The following is a 24,100-nucleotide window of genomic DNA, read 5'->3' as shown; positions in this document are numbered from 1 at the left end:
TTCGTCCTGAGCCAGGATCAAACTCTCCAATAGATTGTTTGATTAAAGCTCATAAATAGTAAATGGTAATGTAAATTACCGAATTGACGTACTGGTTGTTTTGTTCAGTTTTCAAGGTTCAAATGTTTATCGCCTTCTCAAAAGCGACTTTATCATCATATCAAACTATTAACTTCACGTCAATAGTTTTTTATACTTTTTTTAATCGCTCATTGGAACGACAATTAATAATATATCATACTCAACTTCTGAAAATCTACAGGTAATTTTTACTTGTTTGATTTTCATCACCGTTTTTCGCGGTGGATTAATAATATATCATGGTTGTTCATTAATAGCAATATCTATATAGTATGCAATTTTATCCAAGATAGGATTTTAAGAACATACTATATATATGCTTATTTTCATAAATGGTTACAATTTATAAATTCCCTTTTCGAATACTAATACATTTATTTACTTTACCCAAAACACCTATAATAATTCTCTATTTTATAGAAGAAAAGAGGAATCGTATTGCCCCTTTTCTTCTATTTATAATTTTAACTTTTAAACTTCACTTAGATTTTTATAATGCTCGCGTAAATCTCGTTTTAATACTTTTCCACTTGGATTTTTAGGCAGCTCTTTTGCAAAGTCTACATATTTAGGAATCTTAAACTTGGATAGTCTTTCCTCACAGAACTTTACTACTTGTTCTTTTGTTAGGGCTATTCCATCCTTTGGAACTATTATGGCCGTCACTGCTTCAATCCAATAAGCATCTGGGATACTTATAACCGCAACCTCTGAGACGCCTTCCATTTGGTAAATGGTTTCTTCCACTTCACGGCTTGATACATTTACCCCACCAGTATTTATCATATCTTTTTTGCGATCTACAATGGTAATATAACCGTCTTCATCCATTACACCTAAATCCCCACTATGAAACCAGCCATTCCGAAAAGCTTCTGCTGTTTTTTCCGGGTCATGCAAATATCCTTTCATAGCGTGTGGTGTGCGATGTACAATTTCTCCTATTTCACCACGTGGAACTTCTTTATCCTCATTATCCACAATTTTTGTCTGCATATTTAAGGAAGGCTTACCAGCTGAACCTAGTTTCGTTAGCTGATCTTCTGGCTGTAAGGCTGTAGCTAGAGGAGCTACTTCAGTTTGTCCATAAAAATTCCAGAAGCGTGCATTTGGCAAGCGTACCGACAGCTCTTTTAAAACTTCACGAGGCATTATTGCTGCTCCATAATAACATTTTTCGAGCGATGTTAAATCACGCTTATCAAAATCAGGGTGACGTAGTAAGGCAATCCATACTGTGGGAGGACAGAAAAGCTGTGTAATGCTTTCTTCTTCTATCGTTTTTAAAATTACTTCTGGATTAGCACCGTCCAAAATAATTCCACTAGAACCTAGGTATACACTAGGGCCTAAGAAACAATGTAATTGGGCACTATGGTACAGAGGTAGAGCATGAATACAAACATCATTCCCCGCCATTTGACCATCTACAATACAACTTACGTACTCACTAATAATACTTTTATGGGTAAGCATTACACCTTTGGGTCGTGATTCCGTACCGCTCGTATATAAAACATGAGCCAAATCATCATCTTTAATGTCTGTGTCGACTAAATCTACAGACTTATTTCTTCTTATTTCAGTTAATGTTTTCCAGCCTTCAAGATTAGTTGTATCTTGATCCATTATGTATCGAAAAGCTATAGACAAATCTTTAGAGGCACTATTTAATACTGGAGCATACTCCTCGGAAGCAATAAAGCCATTAACTTTAGCATGCTTCAATATATATTCCACATCCCCTGAGGTTAACATATAATTGATTGGTATCATTATTGCTCCAACACGGGCTAAGGCAAAATTGACAATGACAAAATCTAAGCTATTTTTAGACATTACGGTTAGCATGTCGCCCTTTTTCATACCAGCTTCCAAAAAGGCATGTGCCGTTTGATTGACCACATCGTCTAATTCAGCATATGTAAGGCGTTCATCTTTGTAAGCGATTGCAAATTTGTTTGGAAACCGCTCTCTAGTTCGAGCTAAAAGATCTCCAAGTGTATTTCTTCTTGCGCGTTGAAGCATTGTTTCAAGATTATCCTGCACCTTTGACTCCATCCAAATCGCTCCTCCTCAAAATAATTATTAAAATTACAGAAAGTTCCTAATTTTAGTTTATTTCACATGAGGTGGTTAAGCAATAAGAGAACTTGTCTTCCATTGTCGAATGAAATTTTAATTGTATTTATCAGATTTAATTCGACAAAATCCAACAAAAACCGGGGAGTGACAGGCACCTAAAACCCATTCCCAAACCAATATGCTAGTGCTGCGCCTGCGTAGTTTCCGATTATATATCCTAGTGTGCCAACTATTAGGATAGGGCCTACGAGCTTTGTCCACCCTTTCGAAATGGCCATTGCTGCAGCTGTTGTTGGACCACCAATATTGGCATTGCTTGCGAGAATGATTTCTTCTAAATTAAATTTAAACAGTTTCCCAAACACGAAGGATACCATCATATTAATGACTACCATAATAAAGACTAATACAAATAGTAATGGAGCATTTTGAATTAATATTGGTAATGATGCCGGAACACCAATAACGACAAAGAAAATATAAATTAAATAAGTTCCTATTTCTTGAGCTCCTTTTATCTTTTCAAAATAACGAGAAAAGATCGTTACAGCGAGCATCGTTATCGTAGTGAGCATTAAATAGTTGTCACCCAAAATGCCGTTAAGTAATATCTGATAGAACTCCGCATCTTCTCCGGATGGAATCCACTTATCAAAGAGTTCTGCTAGCTTAAACGATACAGCAACAAGAACGAAAGCAGAACCAACTGCTAGTCCAATATCCTGTAAAGAAATTTCCTTACCTTTCCAGTAGTTTTTAGCTAGATTCTCTCCGCCTGCAGAGCCTATTTTTTCTACTTGGTCGATATGTGGGGATTTGAATCGCTTTCGAAAAAACGAGATGGTTGGGATCATAATTAAGATCAAGAAATACAACGCCATCATAAAATTATCTGCTACAACCGTTGCAGACACAATATCAACTGGTGTTTCAAAACGTGCAGATAATGCAGCTAGGTTTACACTTCCACCAATATAGGAGCCTGTCATCATGCCAGCTATTTCATCTAGACCAGGTATTACATCTTTTAATATGAAAAAACCAGCAACTGCACCTGCAACCGTTCCAACCGCACCTATTAAAAAGATAAATAAAAGCCTGCCACTTTCATTCCATATTTTTAAAATGTTGGATTGAAATAATAATAGTGGGATTGCAAGAGGTATCACATAAGTCCAAACCGCATCATAAACTGGGGATGCTGTAGGAATAATGTTTAAATTAGCTAAAATCATTGCACCAACGAGCGCGATAATTGCACCGGATATTTTAGATGCCCATTTATATTTTTGTTCTAAGTAAATACTTACTGCTGCCCAACCAGCTAAAAAAGCCCATAAAATCCAGGTTTCATCTGGTTGAATGATTGCATGAATCATCTTCTTCTCTCCTTACCTTTTTGTACCTACTAATATAACAAAAGTTTAAGAGGAAAACTATTTTCAATTTGATTAAGCTCCTACGAAATATTGATGAGTCTGTTCAACGGAATTATGGAAATATACATTCGGTCTTAACACTAAGAAAAGACCATTGAATCCATTATTAAGAAGATAGCCTATTCAAACCGACTATCTTCAAATTCTATTTATTCAGGTTTTACGATGTCTTCTTGTGACTCAATGATTCGTTCATATTTTATTCCTAGGCCATCCTCTACTTGGATATGTACCTGTAGAGTATCCCATTTCTTTTGCTCCAAACTTATTAAATCCGTATAGGTAATACCCTCCACATATTGATCCGAATGAAAATCATCCGCTTCTTTCATTAAGTCTATTTCTTGAATGGACTCACCATCTATTAATATTGTTGCTTTGGCACTTGTCATTTTTAACCGATTGTCATTATAAAACTCTTGCATATATTGGAGATTTTTTTCATTAAAAATATTGATATCTAAATTATAGTCCGATTCCGTTGCTGGAAGAAAAAACGCGTCAATTATAATTCGGTCATGAAACTGATCTTTAAACGGCAATGTCAAAAATGCTTCACTTCTAATTCCAACTTCTGACTTCGCAACAATTTTCGTTTCAAAATTTTGATTCATTGGAAACTCATAATCCAACGTGTAGCCTAGAGCATCATTTTCAGGGATATCTATTTGCTCCCATTCCTCATCGCCTTCACCTCGATACAAAAAAGATAGTTTCTCCCCTTCTTCTAAATCGCGTAAATTCCATCGTAAATGCACATCTACTGTCATTTCCTTACTATCCACGTCTGACAGCTCATACGCTTTATCCTGTACCCAAATTTGTTGTTCAACAAAGTCATCCATTTTTGCTTGTACATCTGCTGATATATTATGTAAATTATTTCGGATGTTTTCCATTTCGTATTGTACATTATCGTACAGGGTTAATCGCTCTTCTATGTCGTTTAGCTTACTAATATTGATCCATAACAAAATAATAATCGCAATAAATGCAGCTCCTGCACCGACCAGGACCATTTCCCGCTTTTCCACCTTCATTTCCCCCTTTCTTTTCATTGTTTGTCTTTATAAGTCTATTCTAGATAATAGGGGAATTCCCCTTTTTAAGGAAACTGGAAGCGTGTTAAGGAATAGAAAAGTATTGGGTATTTAGCTATGGATTTAGGGTGAAAAGCAGAACAAGGAACAAATCTGCCTGATTATCAAAAGTATATTTAAGTGGCTACACAAAAATAGGTATAAATTACCAAAAAAAGAAGAATAATCCATGTTTTTATAGTAAAATGTAATACAATTGCATCCAAATTAAGGAATATTACGTCTTATTATTAGAAGCAAATCGAAAAGGAAAAGAAGGTGCTTCCATTTAATGAATAATTTACAGCCATTTGAAGCAAATAGAGACTTTTACATGAAAAACATAATGAATCAGTATGGTAGGAGCTTGATGAACTTTGCATATACATATGTGAAGGACTGGAGTTTAGCTGAAGATATTATCCAAGAAGTATTTATCAGTGTATATCGATATAGCGAATTAAAACAAGTACATTCACTAAAATCATGGCTTTACATGATAACATCTAATAAGTGTAAAGATTTTCTGAGGAAGAGTTATGTAAAGAACGACATCTTAGCTGGCATACGGGGATATTTTTGGAAAGACCATCATCATACCCCTGAAAAAATACTACTGAGTACATCTAAGAATAAAATGATTTCTCTGCATATACTTAATCTTCCTGTTAAATATCGAGAAGTAATCATTCTTTTTTATTATGAAGACTTATCTATAAAGGAAATTGGGGAATTGTTACAACAAAAAGAATCTACCGTAAAAAGCAAATTACTTAGAGGTCGCGAAAAGTTAAAACTCAAATTAAAAACGGAAGCGAGTGATTGGTTTGAATAAAGAGCGAATTAAAAAAGCATTAAATGATGAAATATTTGCTCAAAATCCGTTTGATGAGAATATGAAGGAACAAATGTTTTCTAAAATCTATTTTAGCGAAGAAAAAATATCCTCTAAAAACAGGTACCGACTTGTTTTTCACTCGATTCTCACTTTAAGTGTAGGGGTGGTTATTGGGATTGGAGGATTCCTTTTTCTAGCAAATACAAAGGATTCCCAAAATCCTAATCTTGATCAAGACTACTCCGGTAAGGAAATTGTAGAAGACAGAAAAGTAACTGTCCCTAATGAAGAACCCAAAGACGAAACGATACGATTAGCAGAACAAATTTTAACTAATCCTGTAGCTCTTGAAGCATTTCTATTAATCCCGAAGGAAACACAGCATCATTTTAATGAGTCTCTTTTATTCCAATATAACCAAAACGCTAAATTTAGAGAAAAAGTGGCATTAGGAATTAAGAAAGCGAAAAATCTTTCTGTGTACAAACTAGAAGGTTTATCTTATGAAATGCCTCAAAATGGTTTTCAAGCAGATTTCAATGACCATGGAGAGATTGTTTACATCGTTGGAGAAGTATGGGTAAAAATCAAGGGTGAATTTCATACATTAGACCATGATAGAAAGGAACAGTTGACGGATGTATTAAGTGAAATTGGTAGAGAATTTGTAACTGGCAATGGCGAACTTGCAACTCCAGATAATCAGGGAGTATTCAAAGCAAGTGTTACTTGGAGTGAGGTTCCAGAGGATGTAAAACTACGTATTCAAAATGATATAGAGAAGAAATTAAATGGAATTAAAACTCTGTTGGAAAACGACCAAGACAATCAAACATATTTGTACAATGAATTAAGAGACTTTGAAAGTAGGTATAAAAAAGTACTCAATCAAGAGTTAACAATGGAATCGTTTGTAGAATATTTAGGTGTTAATTTTCAATTCTTTATCTTCTCGTATATGTTACTTGAGCCAAGGCCGGTAGAGGTATTAGCAGAGCCAAAATATCGGACGAATGAGGAACAGGTTGACATTGTTTTGAGTGGTCCAAGATAAAATTAATTTAGGATTAACAAACAAATTTTGGTAAAAAACAACAAACGAAAGAGTGGTAGATTGAAGAAAGGAAATGATTATGAGAATTCAATACAAGTTAGAAAATAGAGATACTTCTACTTTAATTAAATATTTTTATTATTTTTCGGAAGAAGTAAGAAGGGAAAAGATAAAACTATTCTATATTAGAACACCGATTATTATGCTAACGATATTTTCCTTGTATTCATTTAGGGTATCCGATCACCTTATCGTACAAATTAGTTATGTTATTTACCATACGTTCTTTTGGTCTGCTATCTTAGCTCCGTTAGTCTTCCCGTTATTTTATCATTGGATAAGTAAAAAAAAAATAAATAAAAAAACACAATTATATGAGAAACTTGACTATTCCATAGTAGACAATGGGATTTTATCAAAGCAACCGGAAAAGGAGATTCTATATGAATGGAAGGGATTTCTTCAAGTAGTAGAAAGCGAAACCTATTATTATCTATATCTAACTAAGAGCGAAATCGTTATCATTCCAAAAAGAGTACTTGATTCAGAAACGAACAATCATTTAAAGCAAATTTTCCAACAAAAAATACAACCTTATAAGCAGATACATTCAAAATCTGATTTCAGAAAGTTTCTTACCGTTTTTCAAGTTGTTATGATATTTATCTATATCATTCTTCCTTTCAATATTTGGTATGATAAGTCTTCGAAACATTTTAACTATGAATTCGATCAGTCATTAGAAGAAAGTAATGAAACAGCCGATATTAATCTAAGCAATGTGTCTTTATCCGTCCAGAACTTATTAGATAAATATCCTTCACAGAAAAAGGCATTTAGCGAATTGCCTGTCATGTATCAAGAGAAAATGGTTGTTCCTTCACATAGCGAGATACCATTTAATATAAAAGAAGTAGAGGTTTATAATCATGTAATAAATGGAGATACTGACAGTGCGTATATCTTTTATCAAGGACATCAAGAGGCATTGGCTATTTTAATTTATGAACATGATAATATCACAACCAGGGGAAGGGAATTCGTAAATTTAAACCAAAATATAACAGGATATTATCATGATCGTTATGAAGAAAAGAGTATTTTTTGGAAGGATCCTAACAAAAGAAGTAGCTTTGTTTACTCGGTTAGTTTAATAAAACGTGAATATGGAACGGCTAAAAAGGAAAAAAATACGTTTTCAAAAGAAGATTTAGTTAAAATAGCAAACTCAGTGATAGATAATTACGAATAACGGAATAAGTCTTAAGACCACCTGAGAACAGGTCTTATAGACAACAAAAAGCACTCATCATTGTGTGCTTTTTGTACTGTACATGTCTAATATGCCGGAATTGGATTTAATTTATCTCAAAGTGATTTCAAGAATAGACGAATACCTTAATATAAAAGTTTTTTCAAATAAATCCATACTACAACCTTTTTACCGTAGGATTAAACCGCGCTTTCTGTTTTACGGATTTCCCGGAACGTATCACTACATACTTGTTTTGCCTTTAATAATGCTGTTAATTGCGCAGAATGAAGTCCAGCTCTTCCACATGTTCCTCCCCACTATTTTTACGTTTCTATACCAATCATATCATACAAATATAGGGTTTTAATTTATCGTAAATAGTTTTCCTAAATATGGTTAGACGAATACTACTAGTACATTGCCTCATTCGACATAATTCGGGGAGTGACAGGCACCCAAAACCCTCCTCCCCTCCTACTCACTAAATGTAACGGTTCCATTTTGCAAGGAGGATAGGATTGCCAATGATTCTACACGGATGCCTTGTTCTCGAAGAATTTTTCCTCCGTCTTGGAATCCTTTTTCAATGATAATTCCTACTCCTGCTAATGATGCTCCTGCTTGTTCAACAATTTCTTTTAAGCCTAGTACTGCTTGTCCATTTGCTAGGAAGTCATCGATCACTAATACGACATCGTCTTCTTGTAGATAATCTTTTGAGATGGATATTTCGTTCGTTTCTTGCTTTGTAAAGGAATACACGTTTGCGGTGTACAATTGGTCTATTAGAGTTAGAGATTTTCTTTTTCGAGCGAATACAGTAGGTACACCCAACTGTAAACTAGTAAATACAGATGGTGCGATACCGGATGATTCTAGAGTTAATACCTTTGTTACACCTGCTTCTTTAAAACGGGAAGCAAACGCTTCTCCTATTTGTTGCATTAGCGTAGGATCTATTTGATGATTTATAAATGCATCTACCTTTAGAACCGTTTCAGAAAGAACCTTACCCTCATTTTGAATCTTTTGCTTAAGTGCTTCCATGGTTAGCCTCCTCTGGTGCCTGGCACCACCCGAATAATGTCAGATTTTGTCGTCATACGCTTATCTACAAAAAAGCTCGAAAACAATGCTTCTACCGTTACGATAAGAGAAGCAGAGTTTTCGAGCTTCGTAATGAAAAACTCAAATGATTTGCACAAATTTTGACTTGACTGTAAACCTAGCTAAACCTGTACATTCCGCTGCTTTTCATAGTCGATTCGTTTACGGCAAATCGGTAGAAACTTGCAGGCCTTATTCCTGCGATTATATGAAAATACAATATTTAATTAGTTTTTAGTATAGCATGGCCATGGTAAAAAACAACCTATGCGATATACCAATTTTCCATTTATCATTTGTAAGGTTCTAGCGCTCAGCACTTTCAAGGTTTTTAATTCGCCCATGATACAATAAACTTCGCATTACCCGAAAGGTGATAATTCTTCAATCCGTATGGTAGCACAAAATGTGTTCCCTTTTTCAGTTCATAAGTTGTCCCATCTATGCCAATTTCTCCAGACCCATCAATGACACTTACCTGCAAAAAGTCCTTATCCATCTGTAAGGCTGCATATCCTTCTATGGTCCAATGCTCAACAGTAAAATAGTTTTCTTCCACAAGTCGTTTTTTGGTTAATCCATCTATCTTTTCCACTACTTGCTCTACCTCAGCTGGTTGATGTGGGACAGTAGTTACCTGTTTCGCACGATCTAAATGTAATTCGCGTTTATTTCCTTGATCATCTATACGGTCGTAATCATATACTCGATACGTAATATCGGAGCTTTGTTGGGTTTCTAGTATGAGAATTCCTTTGCCAATGGCGTGAAGTGTACCGCTTGGAACGTAGACAAAATCACCATCTTTTACTTTTATCCTTTGTAAAAGTCTTTCCCAATCCCCTTCATCCATCCAAGCTTTAAGCTCTTCGCGTGATTTTGCATGATGTCCTAAAATAAGCTCCGCTCCTGGTTCTGCACTTAACACATACCAACATTCCGTTTTTCCATATGGCTCTCCCTCCACTTCCTTCGCAAAGGTATCGTCAGGATGAACTTGAACAGATAAATCATCATTCGCATCCAAAATTTTAACAAGCAAAGGGTAGGCCTCATTAGAATGATCTTTCTTATGAAAAAGTTCACCATGATTCTCCCACGCATCAAGCAATGTTTTCCCTTTTAAAGGGCCATTTATAATTTTACTCGGTCCATTCGGATGTGCAGAAATAACCCAAGCTTCTCCCGTCTTTTGATAAGGAAGATGATATTGAAACTCCGTATGTAACTTTTGTCCACCCCAAATACGCTCTTGAAACACCGGTTCTAAGAAAATAGGTTCCTGATACATTGTATTGCCTCCAACTTTATTTGAAATCCAATAACTAGCTAAGCATATTTTAACATTTCATTGTGCCTTTAGTCCCGTCCTTAATATTTTGGATTTTCCGGTCACTGTTATTTCTAAGTTTTTATAAATTTCCTTCCACTGCTCTCCCGTTTGGACTTCCTTATCCCAATAGTCCGGAAACTTCCCTCTCACATATTCCCCAATACCAAATATATCAGAACCCTTTTCTTGCGTTTCGGTAATTAAGGTTGCAAATTCCTTCTCGAGTATTTGGTTAAATGTTTTTTCAATCGATTCGATCGTTCCTGGATTATCTAGTTTTAGTGCATTAGTTGATTTTTCCCTAATCTCACCTTCTACTCTTACAGTAACATCAACTTTTGGTTCACCATTTTTCATCTTTAACTCGTTGTTTGCTTTTCTTTTAATGGATTGAAAAAGAATTCCTTGATTCTCCTTAAAGGGGAAATAAGCCGTAGACCCTCCTGGATTTTGTTCGGTTAGGCCATTAAAATAAGCGATTTGGTGTGGTTCTGTTTTGCCAACCATCTTATCCCCACTGAAATAGGCCATACCTTCAATTTTAATATGCTCCCCTTCCTCCACACGAATATATGGCAAGTATCCATCTCTTCCCTTATCCGATGTTGCAACCCAAAATAAACCGAGATTATGCTCTGGAAATTTCCCTACCTTCACAGACTCCTCAAAAACCTTTGTTAAATACAACGTTGGTACTCGTTCCATTTTTGGAGATGCTTCCATCGTACTCGCTGCATCATCTCCGTTTACAGCAATCCAGGCAGTTCTTCTTACATCCGGTACACGTCTTAAATACTCATTTATTGGGCCGATTCCTTTTCGGGCAACCTCCTCTGACAAGATAACGATTTTTAAATGACCAAGGAAAATTTTATGTGCAAGATGCTGTTGAAGGTTTTGCATTGCATCACCTATTGTGTGTCCTACAGCCTCTACTACCCATACAGAATCAGCCGGTTCGCCACCACTTGAATCTCCACCTTTTAAGGGAACCTTTCCTGGAATGGCTAATTGAGCTGTCACCTTCAACATTCCTAAGTTGGAAAGAGGAACATCTATCCCACTTGGATGATTGGGTGAGCTCCCCTCTTGCTCCTCCGCAATATCAATAGCTAAACCCAATATTGTAGAACGATCTTCTATCTCATCTCGATCCCAGCATCCGGTTAATACAAATAAGCCCAGACCGAAGAGTAGCGAAATCATGTATTTCAATGATGATCTCCCCTTTTCTTACGCGCTAGTGATAGGACGAGTAGGATTAGGGGATAAAGAAAGGTTAATAGAATACCACCTTTACCTACCCATTCCATATAATCATACAACTGTTGAATGTTATCTGGATATAGAGCAACTAGTATAACAATCGGCAGCAGAATAATGGTGAATGGAAGATGGTCGTTAAACCCAAAAACTTTTCCACTTATATAGGCAATTAATACATAGCCTGATAATAATGTAGTGAATGCGGAAAAAATCCAAACGACGATAAAAACGATATCCACTCGTTCCAACATTTCTGCGGGAAACTGGATCATTCGCGCCAGCACAAACATGGGCCATAAAGACTTTTTTATTTCCTCTGCTCCAAAGACTGCCATTGTTACGCCAACCGCAAACAGTATAGTTATTCCAGAAACCAAAATCCCAAGTATACTCCCAATTACCGTATGCTTTTTCGATTTTGTATAAGGGATAATGATCGTTAAAATAAAGGTGCCGATTTGGATAAATGGTAAACCGATAACCGAGTGTACTCCACGTAAATAGTTAGATACATTTGCATTATTACCTAAAAAAGGTTTAAGATGGACGATTTCCATTTTCGAAAAGGATATGAGAACCATAAGAAAAATTGGAATAACAATAAACGGGAAATAATAGTACTGTATATGAGCAAACGTCGTAATACTATTACGACTCGTAATGGCTATCACAATTATCATCGACGTAATGGTAACAAAAATAGGCGTTTTGTCTAAAAGGGAATGATTCATAACCTCACCAAACTCCCTTAAGATAAACCCCTCTAACAAAATGAAGTAGACGATTAATAGCATCCCTATTGCCATACTGATTGGTTTACTAATTAGTGCTGAACTATATTCGATAAAGGTCTTCTTTGGAAAACGTACACCTAATGCAGCAATGATGATACATCCAATAAAAGCAATAACAAGACCGATAAATGTTATAAAGAACCCCCCTGTGTTAACTTTCTCTGTCGCAATTCGAGGTAAAGCTAGCACACTAACACCTATCGTCGTATTGGCGATAATCATCATAACCTGTGCTGCGGTTATTTGTTTTTGGAACCTCATTTCTTATCATTCCTCTTATTTTCTTTCGACTGTGTAGGTTGCAATGGGTTTCCTTTATTTAATTGATTTCCTTGAATTCTTTTTTTCCGAATAGGTAAGAGGTATTCTGGCCGGTCTTTCATCGCATGAAGAGGCGCTCTGAATAAAGTATCCTTAATCCCACCAAAATTCATTGGAGTAACAGGTGCCATATATGGGACGCCAAAGGATTTTAACGATATTAAATGATTATTTATTAATAAAACTCCTAGAATAAAGCCGTAAAAACCAAGGATTCCTGTAATGAGCAGGAGTGGAAAACGTACCATACGAAATCCGATTGCCATGTTATAGGAAGGCGTTGCAAACGATCCTATCGACGTTAGTGCGATTACAACTACAGTAATAGGACTTACAAATCCAGCAGAAACAGCAGCATCTCCAACGACCAAAACACCAACAATAGATAAAGCACTACCTATTTGTTTTGGCATGCGAATCGTTGCTTCACGTAACACTTCCATTGCACCTTCCATTAAAAACACTTCCACAACCGCTGGAAAAGGAATCCCTGCCCTTCCACTCATAACTGCAACAGCAAAGGAAGTGGGAATTAACTCCGGGTGGAAGGAAATTAATGCCACATACAAAGATGGCATGAGCAACGAAAATAATAACGCAGCTAGCCGAATCCAACGTACTAAGGTAGCCATAATAAAACGCATATTATAATCTTCAGAGGTTTGGTAAAACGTATTAAATGTTGCTGGAACGATTAAAACATTCGGTGATCCATCTACCAAGATAACGACCCGCCCTTCAGCCAAATTCCCAACTGCAACATCAGGTCGCTCCGTGTTACGAACCTGCGGAAATGGGGAGCGAGGATTATCTTCAATAAATTGTTCAATATAGCCAGAATCCAAAATCCGATCTATTTTAATCTGATCTAATCGTCTTTTGACTTCCTTTACTAGCCTCCCATTCACGATTCCGTCTAAATACACAATTGCAACCTTTGATTTCGTTAACTCACCAACACTATGATAGTTGATCCGAAAATCGGCGGTCGGAAGCCGTTTCCGCAACAAAGAAATATTAGCAGTAATCGACTCTATAAACCCTTCTCTTGGCCCTCGAATCACCTGTTCTGATTCTGGTTCTGTAATACTTCTTTGATTCTCTTTATATGTATCGAATAAAAATACAGATTCAAAACTGTGAACAAGCAATGCCGTTTTTCCTTGTAGTACTCCATTTGTAATGCTTGACAATTCGTGCTCTTCCTTCGTCCCGGTTAAATAAAGAACATGGTCTTGAATATATTTTTTAAGGTTAGGAGCATTAGGATTTTTATTAGGATTTGGTATCCGGCTTAATACCTTCATGATGTCTTTGTTGATCATTTCTTTATCAACCATACTGGTTAAATAGACAATCGTAGCAGAATACTGACCGAATAGAGAAAACTCATAGACCACAAAGTCATCATCACCCTTAAATTGTTTTTTCAGTTCCATTAACATTTGTAGACCCGGTTCAGTAGTTTTTTTCTCGTTTACATTTTCATGGTTATTCTTCACACTCTTATTACCTAGTTTTATCGTTTTACGCGACGCTTTTTTTCCCATTCTTTTCCCTCAACTTTATGAAAATCGTATTTGTTATTTTGTTATTCGTCGTCTATTTCATGCAAAAAACAATACATAATAGGAAAAAAGAAGGAGTAAATACCCAAGTATTTACTCCTTCGAATGGTAGTTTTTGTAATTTTTTATAAATCAAATTCCATATTAATAAAAGGTGTTGTAGATTCTAATTTTCCTTTTATTTTTCGTATATTCACTTTCTCTCCTTGTAGCCATTTTTCAAAATCAATGATAACCGGCATTCGATTCCCTCCGAGGGCAAACCAGGCAATTTTTTCTTTCGGTAAATAAAGTGCAGTGTGCAAAGTTCCTGCCCAAGCACCATATTTATTGGAAAAAACCCCTTTTTCCTTTGAGTTCATCAGTTGAAATGCCTCGAAATCCTTTGTGACATGCTCTCCACCAGATTGAATTCGTTCTAGCCTTTGTACAGATTCATCCATCCGATATCGATTTTCGTTCGTCAATGTTTCAAAATGATTCGTACATGCATTGCCATACCGTACAATCACATTTCTAGGGGAAGCTTCCACAATAGCAGCCTGCCCATTTGGGTCCATTAAACAATAGCTAAAAGTGGTCCGATGAGGAATTTCTTGTAACAATGAAACCGCTTCGTCCACACTGGAGCAAACCTCTAAAAGAATTCTACCAACCATATTACACACAAAGCCATCTCCAGAATTGATCCGGTTTACAAAGTTATACCCCATTGCAAGACCCTTTTCATTAATCCCGTCCGTTCTACCGGTAATTTGCATCGTGGGGCCAATTGCTGCGTATCCTTGATCTGTTGGCTGGTATAGGACATATCTTCCTTCATACGAAATCGGGTGATTGTCATAGTTACGAACAAGGAAATCTGAGGTTGTAAATATGGAACATCCACTTTTTCCATATTCTAAATAATATCCACCAAACTCGACTAATGCTTCTTCAATCGACATTTTCAATGCATCTGCCAATCCATATAATTCATCTAGGATACCAGGTGCAAACCTCAATATCGCCTGAATAGCCTCATCTTTTTTTATATTAAAGTGACGCTTTTTTCGGGACTCCCACTGCTTTGCTCGATTTGGCAAAATCGGTGAATCTTTTAATAATTCTCCTTGCCAATATCCGAAGTCATAATGGGAGCCGCGAAATTGGAATACATCACTATACACTTCTCTCATATATATCTCCTTCATTATAAGAACTATGGCTATTTTACCTGTTATCCAGTTGGAATGAAACGAATTAAGCTTATTATACGGATAAAAAGAACGTGCCATTCGATTTCGAATGACACGTTACGTTATGGACAGATTATGATCGTATGATCTTCTAAATCGCGAATGACAAAATAGTGATGGTGCGTAATTTCTCTAATAACCTCTATTTCATTTTGCTTAACGAACTCAAATGCTTCCTGAATATCTCGAGCGCGGAGCATTATCGTCGGGAAGTTCCCTTTAAAATCACTATTATTGCGGTTATCATCTAATAATATTCCTGTTCCGTCCTCCAAATCAAACCAATTGATAGGACCCCCATCTAAACGTTCAGGAAGTAAGGATACACCAAGAAAGCTACTATACCACTTGGAAGCACGGTCGATATCTTTAACAGGAATAACTAGATTCTGCAAATGATTTTGAATTGGATGGGCTTCGGAGTTCTGTTTTAAAGGTTTTGGGTTTATCCAGTCGGACTCTACTAGCTGAAGTACATTCCCTTCAGAATCCTCGATATGGAAATAGGCTAGGCCTGGATGTGGACGTTGAATGTCTAATACAATTGGAACCTTGCTAGCTTGAACAACTTTTTTTGCCTCTTGTATATGTTCCGTTTTAAATTGCGCAATCGGAAAATGTTTTAACCCTTTCATATTTCGATAGTCATCTAAAGTTAAATTTACACGATTATCCATATCAAAAACATAAAAAGGAATATCCGGATTAAACGTGGATATCGGCATATTTAAAAGTCTCCCGTACCATCTTACCATTTCGTTTAAGCTTTTCACTTTAATTCCTGCTCCACCTACCCCCTTAACGATTGGCTTTTTCGATGTTTGCATGTACATATAATGCCCCCTATATGAATGATGTTTTTAACTAATTCAAGGAGGACGAAGGATTTTCCTTCTAAAAAAATGACTTTGGTTGCATACGGAGTCTTTGAAGCATTCTACTAACGAAATAGAGCGCCATGAAGAAAGAGATAGTGTTTAAGATCATTTTTTTATGACTTTGAATATACCTACGTATTCGGACAAAGTTATGTGGTATCGTTTTCTGAATTGGGACTTTAAAAACAAGCAACATTCCAAAAGATATAAGAACAGACAAACTCCATGTTAAAGATGGACGCTTAGTATGTAGTAAACTTAACCAAAACATTTCGATGTATAGGATCATCGACCAGCCCATATGCCATCCACGAGTGAAATAAATTAAATTAAACTTCTTACAGCTAATCTCACATACAAAAGCAAAAACGAACCATTTGATAAAATAAATAATTTGTGAACCTACCTTTTTCGGTAGATTGGATAAAAACAAAAGAATCAACATCGGATTGATTAATACAATATGTATAAAACGTAACGCATTAGTGCTGATCATTTTTGATTTAAAATCCCATAACAGGTACGGACTACAGAGAAAATAATAAAAGAAATTAAAAAAAGAAACGTAAAACATACTCGGCCAATAAACAAACAGATTACGCCAGGTTTTCTTTTTCATATTAAGAAGAAAAAGCGAAACTAGAAAAAGAATATGCACAAACATTCCCCTACTTTCAAACGTAGTAGAATTATCTTTTGTAAATTATTTGGAAATTATGATAAGAAAATGGAACCATTATAGGATGGAGCTGAAAAATGGGGAGTGATTAGCATTTTTTTTGGGTGAGTTTTTTCTGGAACCGAGTGTATGAGTGAAAATTGGGTATATAGGATTTCTATGATCCGGAAACAGGTGAAGTAAGAAAAATTGGGTACATAGGAGTGGGCTATGAATCCGGAAACAGGTGAATGAGCAAAATCTGGTCACATTGAGATTGGCTATGAATCCGGAAACCGGTGAATGAGATGAAATCAGGCTAATAGAGGTGCGCTATCTTACCGCATTCCCCAGATTGAGCTAAAGCAGAGCTCATAACAATAGCAAAAGAGTACGAAAACCGCCATAAAAAGGTCACTAAGCAACTACTTAGTGACCAAAAAAGTTAATGAAAAGGAACACTCCGTATGAATCGAGTACGTATTTTCTAATATAAATTAAAAAGGATCTAATGTTACTTTGTATAGACAACCACATCCATTTCAACAAGTACATCTTTAGGTAGACGGCTGACCTCAACTGTTGCTCTGGCAGGATAAGGCTCTGTTAAGTAGGAACCATAAATTTCATTAACTACTGCAAAGTCGTTCATGGAGTTTAAATAAATCGTAAACTTTACCGCTTTCGAAAAATCTGCTCCTACCTCGTCCAAAATAGCTTTAATATTTTCTAGCACTTGTTTCGTTTGTTTTTCAATTCCCTCTACAACCTCACCTGTTGACGGATTAATTGGTATTTGACCTGATACGTAAACAAAATCTCCTGCTTGAATGGCTTGTGAATAAGGGCCGATTGCTGCAGGTGCTTGATTGGTTTGAATTGCTTTTAGCATAGCTTCTACCTCCAATTTAAATTTTTGAAATTTTCCCCATTCTACCATAAAACAGAAAACCATCCCATTTTTCCAATTTACTTTTTCCTTATATAATGAAAGAAATAAAAAAATCCCGAGGTGATTGAAATGCTCGATGCTTTGCTGAATGCTTCAAATTATACGGTTGTTTTCACAGGCGCTGGTATGTCTACAGAAAGTGGGTTGCCTGACTTTCGTTCCTCCAAAGGATTATGGAAGCAAAAAGACCCTAGTCAAATCGCTAGTACAGATGCATTAAACAATGATGTTCAAGCATTTATTGAATTTTATCGAGAGCGCGTTATCGGAGTAAAGGAATTTAAACCCCATAAGGGACATGAAATACTTGCGAAATGGGAACGACAAGGAAGAATGAAGTCGATTATTACGCAAAATGTAGACGGGTTTCATCAACAAGCTGGTTCTAAGAGGGTTGCAGAACTTCATGGAACCTTACAAAAGCTCCATTGCCAAGCCTGCGGCAAAGTGTATAGTAGTGAGGAATATGTGAACAATGCATATTATTGTGATTGCGGGGGCGTATTACGTCCATCTATTGTTTTATTTGGTGAATCGCTGCCAGAGGATGCTTTTGAAATGGCGTTAACAGAATCCGAACGTGCAGAGCTTTTTATCGTACTAGGTTCCTCGTTAACAGTCACTCCAGCAAACAATTTTCCATTAATCGCAAAAGAAAATGGTGCAAAGCTTGTAATTGTTAATCAAGAACCAACCGATTTTAATCGTTTTGCCGACCTCGTTATTCAGAATAAAAAAATAGGTGAACTGTTACAGGAACTCGATGTGAAGCTTGGATGATGGTTAATCCAAGCTATTTTTTTCTTCTTTTCCTTTTGGATCTAATATTCTTTTTTAATTGTTACAGAAGGTGAAATTTGTATTTTATAGAATAAAGTAATTAATCATGAGAGGAGTGAATCTATTGGAACTAACTATTATTAACAGTGTAAGAACGAATAATTTTAAAGATAAAGCTATCATGCAGAAGATTGATGATATGTGGAAAGATGCAGGAAGTGCTTTAAAAAATCATAAAGAGGTTACGTATGGTCTTTACTATGATTACGAGAGTGATTATAAAGGGGACTACACATTAAGCGTAGCTATAGAAAGTAATAACAATGCATCCACGATAAAAATTCCGAGCATAAATAAATATGAAATTTTTGAAGTAGACACATCCGATAACTTCGGGATATTTAACACCTGGAAGGAGATATGGGAACGCGAAGAGAAACGGGATTTAGCAAGAGCTTACACATTTGATTTTGAAAAATACTACCCTAACGGTCAAATGGAAATTCACATAGCTGTTAAATAAATTCTTCTTAATAATAGAAAGGCAGTGAATTTTATTGAGTACTTATAAAGCCATGCTATTTGACTTAGACGATACTTTACTTAATCGGGATCAGGCTGTAGAAAAAATGTTTTTACGAATTTTAAAGAAGTGCTATGTAGGTGTAGCCGATTCGGCAAAACGCCTCCTGTAACAAAGATTCAAAGAATACGATAAAAGAAGCTATGGAAATAATGACAAAACAATCGTTTTTGAGTCCTTTTTTAATGAATTCCCACCAACCTATCGATTATCTCTTAATGATATCCAAGAACTTTGGAATACGAATTTTCCACAATGTTTTTCTATAGATCAACATACGATAAACATCATAAATAGCTTTAAGAAGCAGATGAAAGTTGCAATTATTACAATCGGCTCAACACAAAGACAAAAAGCTAAAATAAGCAGGTGGATTATTTGCTAACCCACCAAATGAATTACTATTTATTTCACACCATGCATAACCATTCCTTTTAACCTCGCTGTTGCGTTTTTTACATCTGAAGCACTGGCTATAGCGGAAATGACAGATATACCATCAGCACCTGCTAAAATTACGTCCCTTGCATTATGTTCTGTAATTCCACCGATTGCAACTATTGGAATGTCTATGCCTTGTTTTCGTATTTGTTTCAAAACTTTAACACCTTGGACTTCCTTTGCATCCGCTTTTGATGTGGTTGGAAAAATTGGACCTAACCCTATATAATCTGCACCAGCCTCCATTGCTCGACACACATCTTCCACTGAATGAGCAGAAACCCCAAGAATTTTATCACTTCCTATCTTTTTCCGTACCAATTGCGCATCCTCGTCCTCTTGCCCAACGTGAATACCATCTGCATCAAGCTCGAGCGCCAATTCAACATCGTCGTTCACTATAAATGGAATTTTGGCGTTACGGCAAATCTGTTGCAATAGTTTAGCCAGTTCATGTTTCTCCTCTCCTATTTTAGCCCCCAATCCTTTTTCCCGAAACTGAAAAAGCGTAATTCCTCCATCTATAGCGTCTTGTAAGATCGTTTCCAGATTTTTGTCTGTGTTCGTGCTTCCCAGAATAAAATAAAGCGCTAATTTATCTCTCATTTGACTTCACTCCGTACCTGTTCGTTATATGCCCAGTGATTCGTTGGTCCATGTCCATGTCCAATACCAAGTTCCTTTTCAATAGCAGCATGGATAAAATCCTTCCCAATTTGAACGGCGTCCTTCACGCTTTTTCCTTTCGCTAACTCCGCTGTAATAGCTGCAGACAGGGTACATCCTGTGCCATGTGTATGTTTTGTGTGGATACGGGGCGAAACGAATTCTTCCAAAGTCGACCCATCATAATAAAGATCCACTACTCTATCCCCTTCCAAATGGCCACCCTTCATCAAAACGGACCTGGCACCTAGCTTCACAATAGACATTGCCGCTTCTTTTCGGTCATCGAGACTATGAATGGGAAAACCAACAATCATTTCCGCTTCTGGGATATTGGGTGTGACTACCGTTGCCAATGGTATTAGCTTTTCTTTCAAGGCATTTATTGCTTCTTCCTGCAATAATGTAGCCCCACCTTTTGCAACCATGACAGGATCCACAACTATATTTCGCATCCCATAGTAGGAAATCCTGTCACTAACTGCCTTAATAATGTCACTCGAGAATAACATTCCTGTTTTCACTGCATCAGCTCCAATATCTTCGGTGACGGCGTTGATTTGTTCGATAACCCCTATTGTCGGAATAGGATAAACTCCTTGTACACCTAGCGTATTTTGTGCAGTTACTGCAGTTACAACAGACATACCGAAGGCTTTTCTTTCTTGAAATGTTTTTAAATCTGCTTGAATACCTGCGCCTCCACCGCTATCTGATCCTGCAATGGTCAATGCTTTGTATACCGTCATCTTCTCAATCCTCCTTAATACGCTGCGTTATGTTAGCTAGTGTTTCATCCAACTCTTGAACTTGATAAAGTTGATTTAAAAATTCTATTTGAAAGCTTCCAGGGCCTTTTTCTACACTTTCCTTTGCTGCCTTCTCTGCTGCTACACCATATACGGCTAATGCAGCCGTTGCAGCAGTTAGTGGATTTTTTTCAATAGCACAAAACGCTCCTACAACAGAAGACAATAGGCAGCCAACTCCGGTTACTAACGTTTGAAAAGGGTGACCATTATGTATGAAATTTGTTTCATGTCCATTCGTAACGATGTCCACTTCACCTGTTACTGCAACCGTACATTGATAGATACGGGCTACTTTTTCAGCCATTGCTTGTGTGTCCCCTTCAACCACGCCTCCGTCTACACCTTTCACCTTTAACTTTTCGCCTGCAACACTCGCAATCTCACCGGCATTCCCTCGAATAACCGTTACCTTCACCTCTTCTAGTATTTTTTGTGCCATTTGAGTTCGAAAAGGTGTAGCTCCAGCACCAACTGGATCAAATATAACTGGAGTGTCTGCTTTATTCGCTGCATTTCCTGCTAGAATCATAGCTTCGACTTCACCCTTGGATAAAGTTCCGATATTAAGAACCACCGCTCCCGCTATTTTTGCCATGTCCTCCACTTCTTCTTTTGCATAAGCCATCACTGGAGAAGCACCTAATGCATATAAGCCATTTGCTGTAAAATTTGTTACTACCACATTTGTAATGTTGTGAACGAGGGGACTTTTATCCCTTAATGTTGTAAGAAGTTCAAACATATTCATATCCTCCCTTTTTTTGAATTCCACTACAGAACCACGATTTGGGATCCTGTATTCTAGAGAGCCTACGGAATTACTCGCCAAGTAAAAAAGACTAGATCCGAGAAAAGGACCTAGTCGTAGCATACAAAGTACACACTACTTCCCTACGCTGGCATGATCCAGATCAGGTCCTGAGGGTCAAAAAGCTCGATCGCTTTTTTCTCAGCCTGGCATACAGGCTCCCCTAGTAGAATTATCAAAATATTTAGTTCTCTTTAATTGTATGAGGAAACGGGTATAAAAGCAAGGATTGTCCGAAACATTATTGAAATCTTACAAAAATCGCATATATTCCCTGTACATTCCCCGATATTTCCTAATTGCCTGCTAGTTTTCCCCTTTTGGTAGAGGAGATTCTCCGATAAAGGAATCTTTTTAATTGAAAAGTTTACTTTTTCCTCTAAGAGAGCTTGATTTTTCAATAAAAACAGCGAGTAATTCATCTATATAAGCGATTATTCCTTCAACAAGCCTTAATTAACTCTTTTTGGACCATCCCAATGCATTTCTCTTAATCGGTATTTTTGGAGTTTCCCTGTTGCTGTTTTTGGCAAGGATTCTACAAACTCCACTGCCTTTGGTGCTTTAAAGTGTGCCATGGTATTACGACAATACCCAATGATTTCTTCCTCAGTTATTTGTGATCCTGGCTGTAACACAATAATTGCTTTCGGTACCTCTCCCCACTTCTCGTCTGGAATCGCGATAACTGCAACTTCCAGTACAGCAGGATGTTTATATAAAACTCCTTCAACCTCTGTTGATGAGATGTTTTCTCCTCCCGAAATGATTAAGTCTTTTGCGCGATCACGGATTTCAATATAGCCATCTGGATGCGTTACTGCTAAGTCCCCTGTATAGAACCAACCATCTTTAATTGCCTCTGCTGTTTTTTCCGGATTTTTATAATAGCCATTCATTACTACATTACCACGCGTAATAATTTCACCAAGTTCTTCTCCATTCCATTCTACTTCCGACCCGTCATTACGTATTACCTTTGTTTCGCCATTAAATGCTAGCTCGATTCCTTGTCGTGCTTTGATGGTTGCTTGTTCCTCAGAAGATTTATCCTCAAGCTCCTTTTTCCATTCACAATAAAGAATAAATGGCGATGTTTCCGTTAAACCATAAACATGAATCATATTTAATCCTAAAATATCTTGTGCTTTTTGAATTAATGCTGCTGCTGGGGGCGCACCAGCTGTTGCCATCCTTGGATTGGTCGTCACTTTTACTTCTTTTGCTTTCGGTTCATTGATTAGCATATTTACAACGGTTGGTGCTCCACAAAGCATGGTTATATTTTTCTTTTCAAATAAGTCTAGAATAACTGGTGGATCTACTTTACGTAAGCAGACATGGGTCGCTCCTGCTGCCGTAATCGCCCAAACTCCTCCCCAGCCATTGGCATGGAACATCGGTAATGTATGCAAATAAACATCGTCATGCACAACATTTAAGTGATACATGAAGTTTGCTGCATTCAAATAATTTGCACGATGGGTTAACATGACACCTTTTGGCTTTGATGTAGTACCACTTGTATAGTTGACCGTTAACAATTGATTTTCATCGATTTCAACTTCCGGTAAAGGTACTTCCGAGGTATTTTCAATAAATGCTTCATAGTCTTCGCTTTGTAACGAGGTTTCTTGATCATCTACTGCTACCACCACATATTTATTTATTTTCGTTAATTTATCCGAAATTTCTTCAATTGGATTGGTAAACTGTGCATCCACAATAAGTAATTTTGCGTCACTGTGATTAATAATGTATTCCAAATCATGAGCGGCCAAGCGGTAGTTTAATGGAACCATTGCTGCACCGATTTGGGCGATTCCATAAAAGCATTCCAGCATATAATGGGTGTTTGGCAGCATTACGGCAACATGGTCTCCTTCTTGAATTCCTGCTTTTCGTAAGGCTTTTGAAAGTTGATCTATACGTTCACCAAACTGTTGATACGTAAATTCCTTCTCTTCATCCACAACTGCTATTTTGTTGGGATAATATTTGATCGCTCTACGCTTCCAGTCTAGCGGAGTTAATGGGGTAATCATGCTTGCGATTCTCCTTTCC

Annotated in this window: 20 protein-coding genes, 1 pseudogene and 2 riboswitches; of the genes and pseudogenes, 6 read left to right on the top strand and 15 right to left on the bottom strand. The window is 36.8% G+C overall.

What is annotated here, in order from left to right; genetic code table 11:
* Positions 1-552: 552 nt before the first annotated feature.
* The 3 genes from C1A05_RS10465 to C1A05_RS10455 all read right to left on the bottom strand — a co-directional run bounded on the left by C1A05_RS10465 (position 553) and on the right by C1A05_RS10455 (position 4,639).
* Complete coding sequence (locus C1A05_RS10465) at positions 553-2,142, bottom strand: acyl-CoA synthetase (RefSeq protein ID WP_200816487.1); 1,590 nt, start codon at positions 2,140-2,142, stop codon at positions 553-555.
* A 179-nt stretch (positions 2,143-2,321) separates the two neighbouring features.
* A complete protein-coding gene (locus C1A05_RS10460; RefSeq protein WP_102028166.1) occupies positions 2,322-3,545 on the bottom strand; it encodes a DUF819 family protein in 1,224 nt (407 codons plus the stop codon).
* Between the two features lie 209 nt (positions 3,546-3,754).
* Positions 3,755-4,639 (bottom strand): hypothetical protein, encoded by an 885-nt coding sequence (locus tag C1A05_RS10455; RefSeq protein WP_102028165.1) that lies wholly within the window; start codon positions 4,637-4,639, stop codon positions 3,755-3,757.
* A gap of 337 nt (positions 4,640-4,976) precedes the next feature.
* Here C1A05_RS10455 and C1A05_RS10450 point away from each other — a divergent pair, with 337 nt between their 5' ends.
* From C1A05_RS10450 to C1A05_RS10440, 3 genes are all read left to right on the top strand, one after another.
* Positions 4,977-5,519 (top strand): sigma-70 family RNA polymerase sigma factor, encoded by a 543-nt coding sequence (locus C1A05_RS10450; RefSeq protein ID WP_102028164.1) that lies wholly within the window; start codon positions 4,977-4,979, stop codon positions 5,517-5,519.
* Positions 5,512-6,576: a hypothetical protein gene (locus C1A05_RS10445; RefSeq protein WP_145997311.1), complete on the top strand. Its 1,065-nt coding sequence runs from the start codon at positions 5,512-5,514 to the stop codon at positions 6,574-6,576. The genes C1A05_RS10450 and C1A05_RS10445 overlap by 8 nt, the downstream gene beginning before the upstream one ends.
* Before the next feature lie 79 nt (positions 6,577-6,655).
* Positions 6,656-7,828 carry a YcxB family protein gene (locus tag C1A05_RS10440; protein ID WP_159462055.1) on the top strand — a complete coding sequence of 391 codons (1,173 nt, stop codon included), beginning with the start codon at positions 6,656-6,658 and terminating at the stop codon, positions 7,826-7,828.
* 477 nt (positions 7,829-8,305) lie between these two features.
* Here the strand turns inward: C1A05_RS10440 and C1A05_RS10435 are convergent, their stop codons facing one another.
* From C1A05_RS10435 to C1A05_RS10395, 8 genes are all read right to left on the bottom strand, one after another.
* Positions 8,306-8,878: a xanthine phosphoribosyltransferase gene (locus C1A05_RS10435; protein WP_102028161.1), complete on the bottom strand. Its 573-nt coding sequence runs from the start codon at positions 8,876-8,878 to the stop codon at positions 8,306-8,308.
* A gap of 190 nt (positions 8,879-9,068) precedes the next feature.
* A riboswitch (purine riboswitch) is annotated at positions 9,069-9,170 on the bottom strand.
* A 99-nt stretch (positions 9,171-9,269) separates the two neighbouring features.
* Positions 9,270-10,229: a mannose-6-phosphate isomerase, class I gene (gene manA / locus C1A05_RS10430; protein ID WP_102028160.1), complete on the bottom strand. Its 960-nt coding sequence runs from the start codon at positions 10,227-10,229 to the stop codon at positions 9,270-9,272.
* Between the two features lie 57 nt (positions 10,230-10,286).
* On the bottom strand, positions 10,287-11,477 hold the full coding sequence (locus C1A05_RS10425) for a Ger(x)C family spore germination protein (RefSeq protein ID WP_234998474.1): 1,191 nt from the start codon (positions 11,475-11,477) through the stop codon (positions 10,287-10,289).
* A gap of 5 nt (positions 11,478-11,482) precedes the next feature.
* Positions 11,483-12,592 carry a GerAB/ArcD/ProY family transporter gene (locus C1A05_RS10420; RefSeq protein WP_102028158.1) on the bottom strand — a complete coding sequence of 370 codons (1,110 nt, stop codon included), beginning with the start codon at positions 12,590-12,592 and terminating at the stop codon, positions 11,483-11,485.
* Positions 12,589-14,202: a spore germination protein gene (locus C1A05_RS10415; protein WP_102028157.1), complete on the bottom strand. Its 1,614-nt coding sequence runs from the start codon at positions 14,200-14,202 to the stop codon at positions 12,589-12,591. Before C1A05_RS10415 ends, C1A05_RS10420 begins: the two co-directional genes overlap by 4 nt.
* Positions 14,203-14,345: 143 nt before the next feature.
* Entirely contained in the window at positions 14,346-15,398 is a 1,053-nt protein-coding gene (locus C1A05_RS10410) for a C45 family autoproteolytic acyltransferase/hydolase (protein WP_102028156.1), read from the bottom strand.
* 122 nt (positions 15,399-15,520) lie between these two features.
* Positions 15,521-16,291, bottom strand: a complete 771-nt coding sequence (locus C1A05_RS10405; RefSeq protein ID WP_102028155.1) for a VOC family protein — start codon at positions 16,289-16,291, stop codon at positions 15,521-15,523.
* Between the two features lie 1,217 nt (positions 16,292-17,508).
* Positions 17,509-17,886: a RidA family protein gene (locus C1A05_RS10395; protein WP_102028184.1), complete on the bottom strand. Its 378-nt coding sequence runs from the start codon at positions 17,884-17,886 to the stop codon at positions 17,509-17,511.
* Positions 17,887-18,015: 129 nt separating this feature from the next.
* On the opposite strand from C1A05_RS10395, the gene C1A05_RS10390 reads away from it, so the two are divergent.
* From C1A05_RS10390 to C1A05_RS10380, 3 genes and pseudogenes are all read left to right on the top strand, one after another.
* A complete protein-coding gene (locus C1A05_RS10390; protein WP_102028153.1) occupies positions 18,016-18,726 on the top strand; it encodes an NAD-dependent protein deacylase in 711 nt (236 codons plus the stop codon).
* 115 nt (positions 18,727-18,841) lie between these two features.
* Positions 18,842-19,249, top strand: a complete 408-nt coding sequence (locus C1A05_RS10385) for a GyrI-like domain-containing protein (RefSeq protein ID WP_306373257.1) — start codon at positions 18,842-18,844, stop codon at positions 19,247-19,249.
* Between the two features lie 52 nt (positions 19,250-19,301).
* A pseudogene (locus C1A05_RS10380) lies at positions 19,302-19,673 on the top strand (HAD hydrolase-like protein); the annotation flags it as partial.
* 41 nt (positions 19,674-19,714) lie between these two features.
* Here C1A05_RS10380 and thiE read toward each other — a convergent pair.
* The 4 genes from thiE to C1A05_RS10360 all read right to left on the bottom strand — a co-directional run bounded on the left by thiE (position 19,715) and on the right by C1A05_RS10360 (position 24,081).
* A complete protein-coding gene (gene thiE / locus C1A05_RS10375) occupies positions 19,715-20,356 on the bottom strand; it encodes a thiamine phosphate synthase (protein ID WP_102028151.1) in 642 nt (213 codons plus the stop codon).
* Positions 20,353-21,165, bottom strand: coding sequence for a bifunctional hydroxymethylpyrimidine kinase/phosphomethylpyrimidine kinase (gene thiD / locus C1A05_RS10370; RefSeq protein WP_102028150.1), 813 nt, complete (start codon positions 21,163-21,165; stop codon positions 20,353-20,355). The genes thiE and thiD overlap by 4 nt, the downstream gene beginning before the upstream one ends.
* Before the next feature lie 4 nt (positions 21,166-21,169).
* The gene (gene thiM / locus C1A05_RS10365) at positions 21,170-21,976 is read right to left on the bottom strand and encodes a hydroxyethylthiazole kinase (protein WP_102028149.1); all 807 of its coding nucleotides are present in this window, start codon (positions 21,974-21,976) and stop codon (positions 21,170-21,172) included.
* 123 nt (positions 21,977-22,099) lie between these two features.
* Positions 22,100-22,211, bottom strand: a riboswitch (TPP riboswitch).
* A 277-nt stretch (positions 22,212-22,488) separates the two neighbouring features.
* Positions 22,489-24,081 (bottom strand): long-chain-fatty-acid--CoA ligase, encoded by a 1,593-nt coding sequence (locus tag C1A05_RS10360; RefSeq protein ID WP_102028148.1) that lies wholly within the window; start codon positions 24,079-24,081, stop codon positions 22,489-22,491.
* Positions 24,082-24,100 lie beyond the last annotated feature (19 nt).

The organism is Salirhabdus sp. Marseille-P4669, assembly GCF_900240405.1.
Lineage (GTDB): Bacteria > Bacillota > Bacilli > Bacillales > Alkalibacillaceae > OEQK01.
The sequence above is the reverse complement of the archived record's forward strand: the minus strand, read 5'-3'. Positions and strand labels throughout refer to the sequence as shown.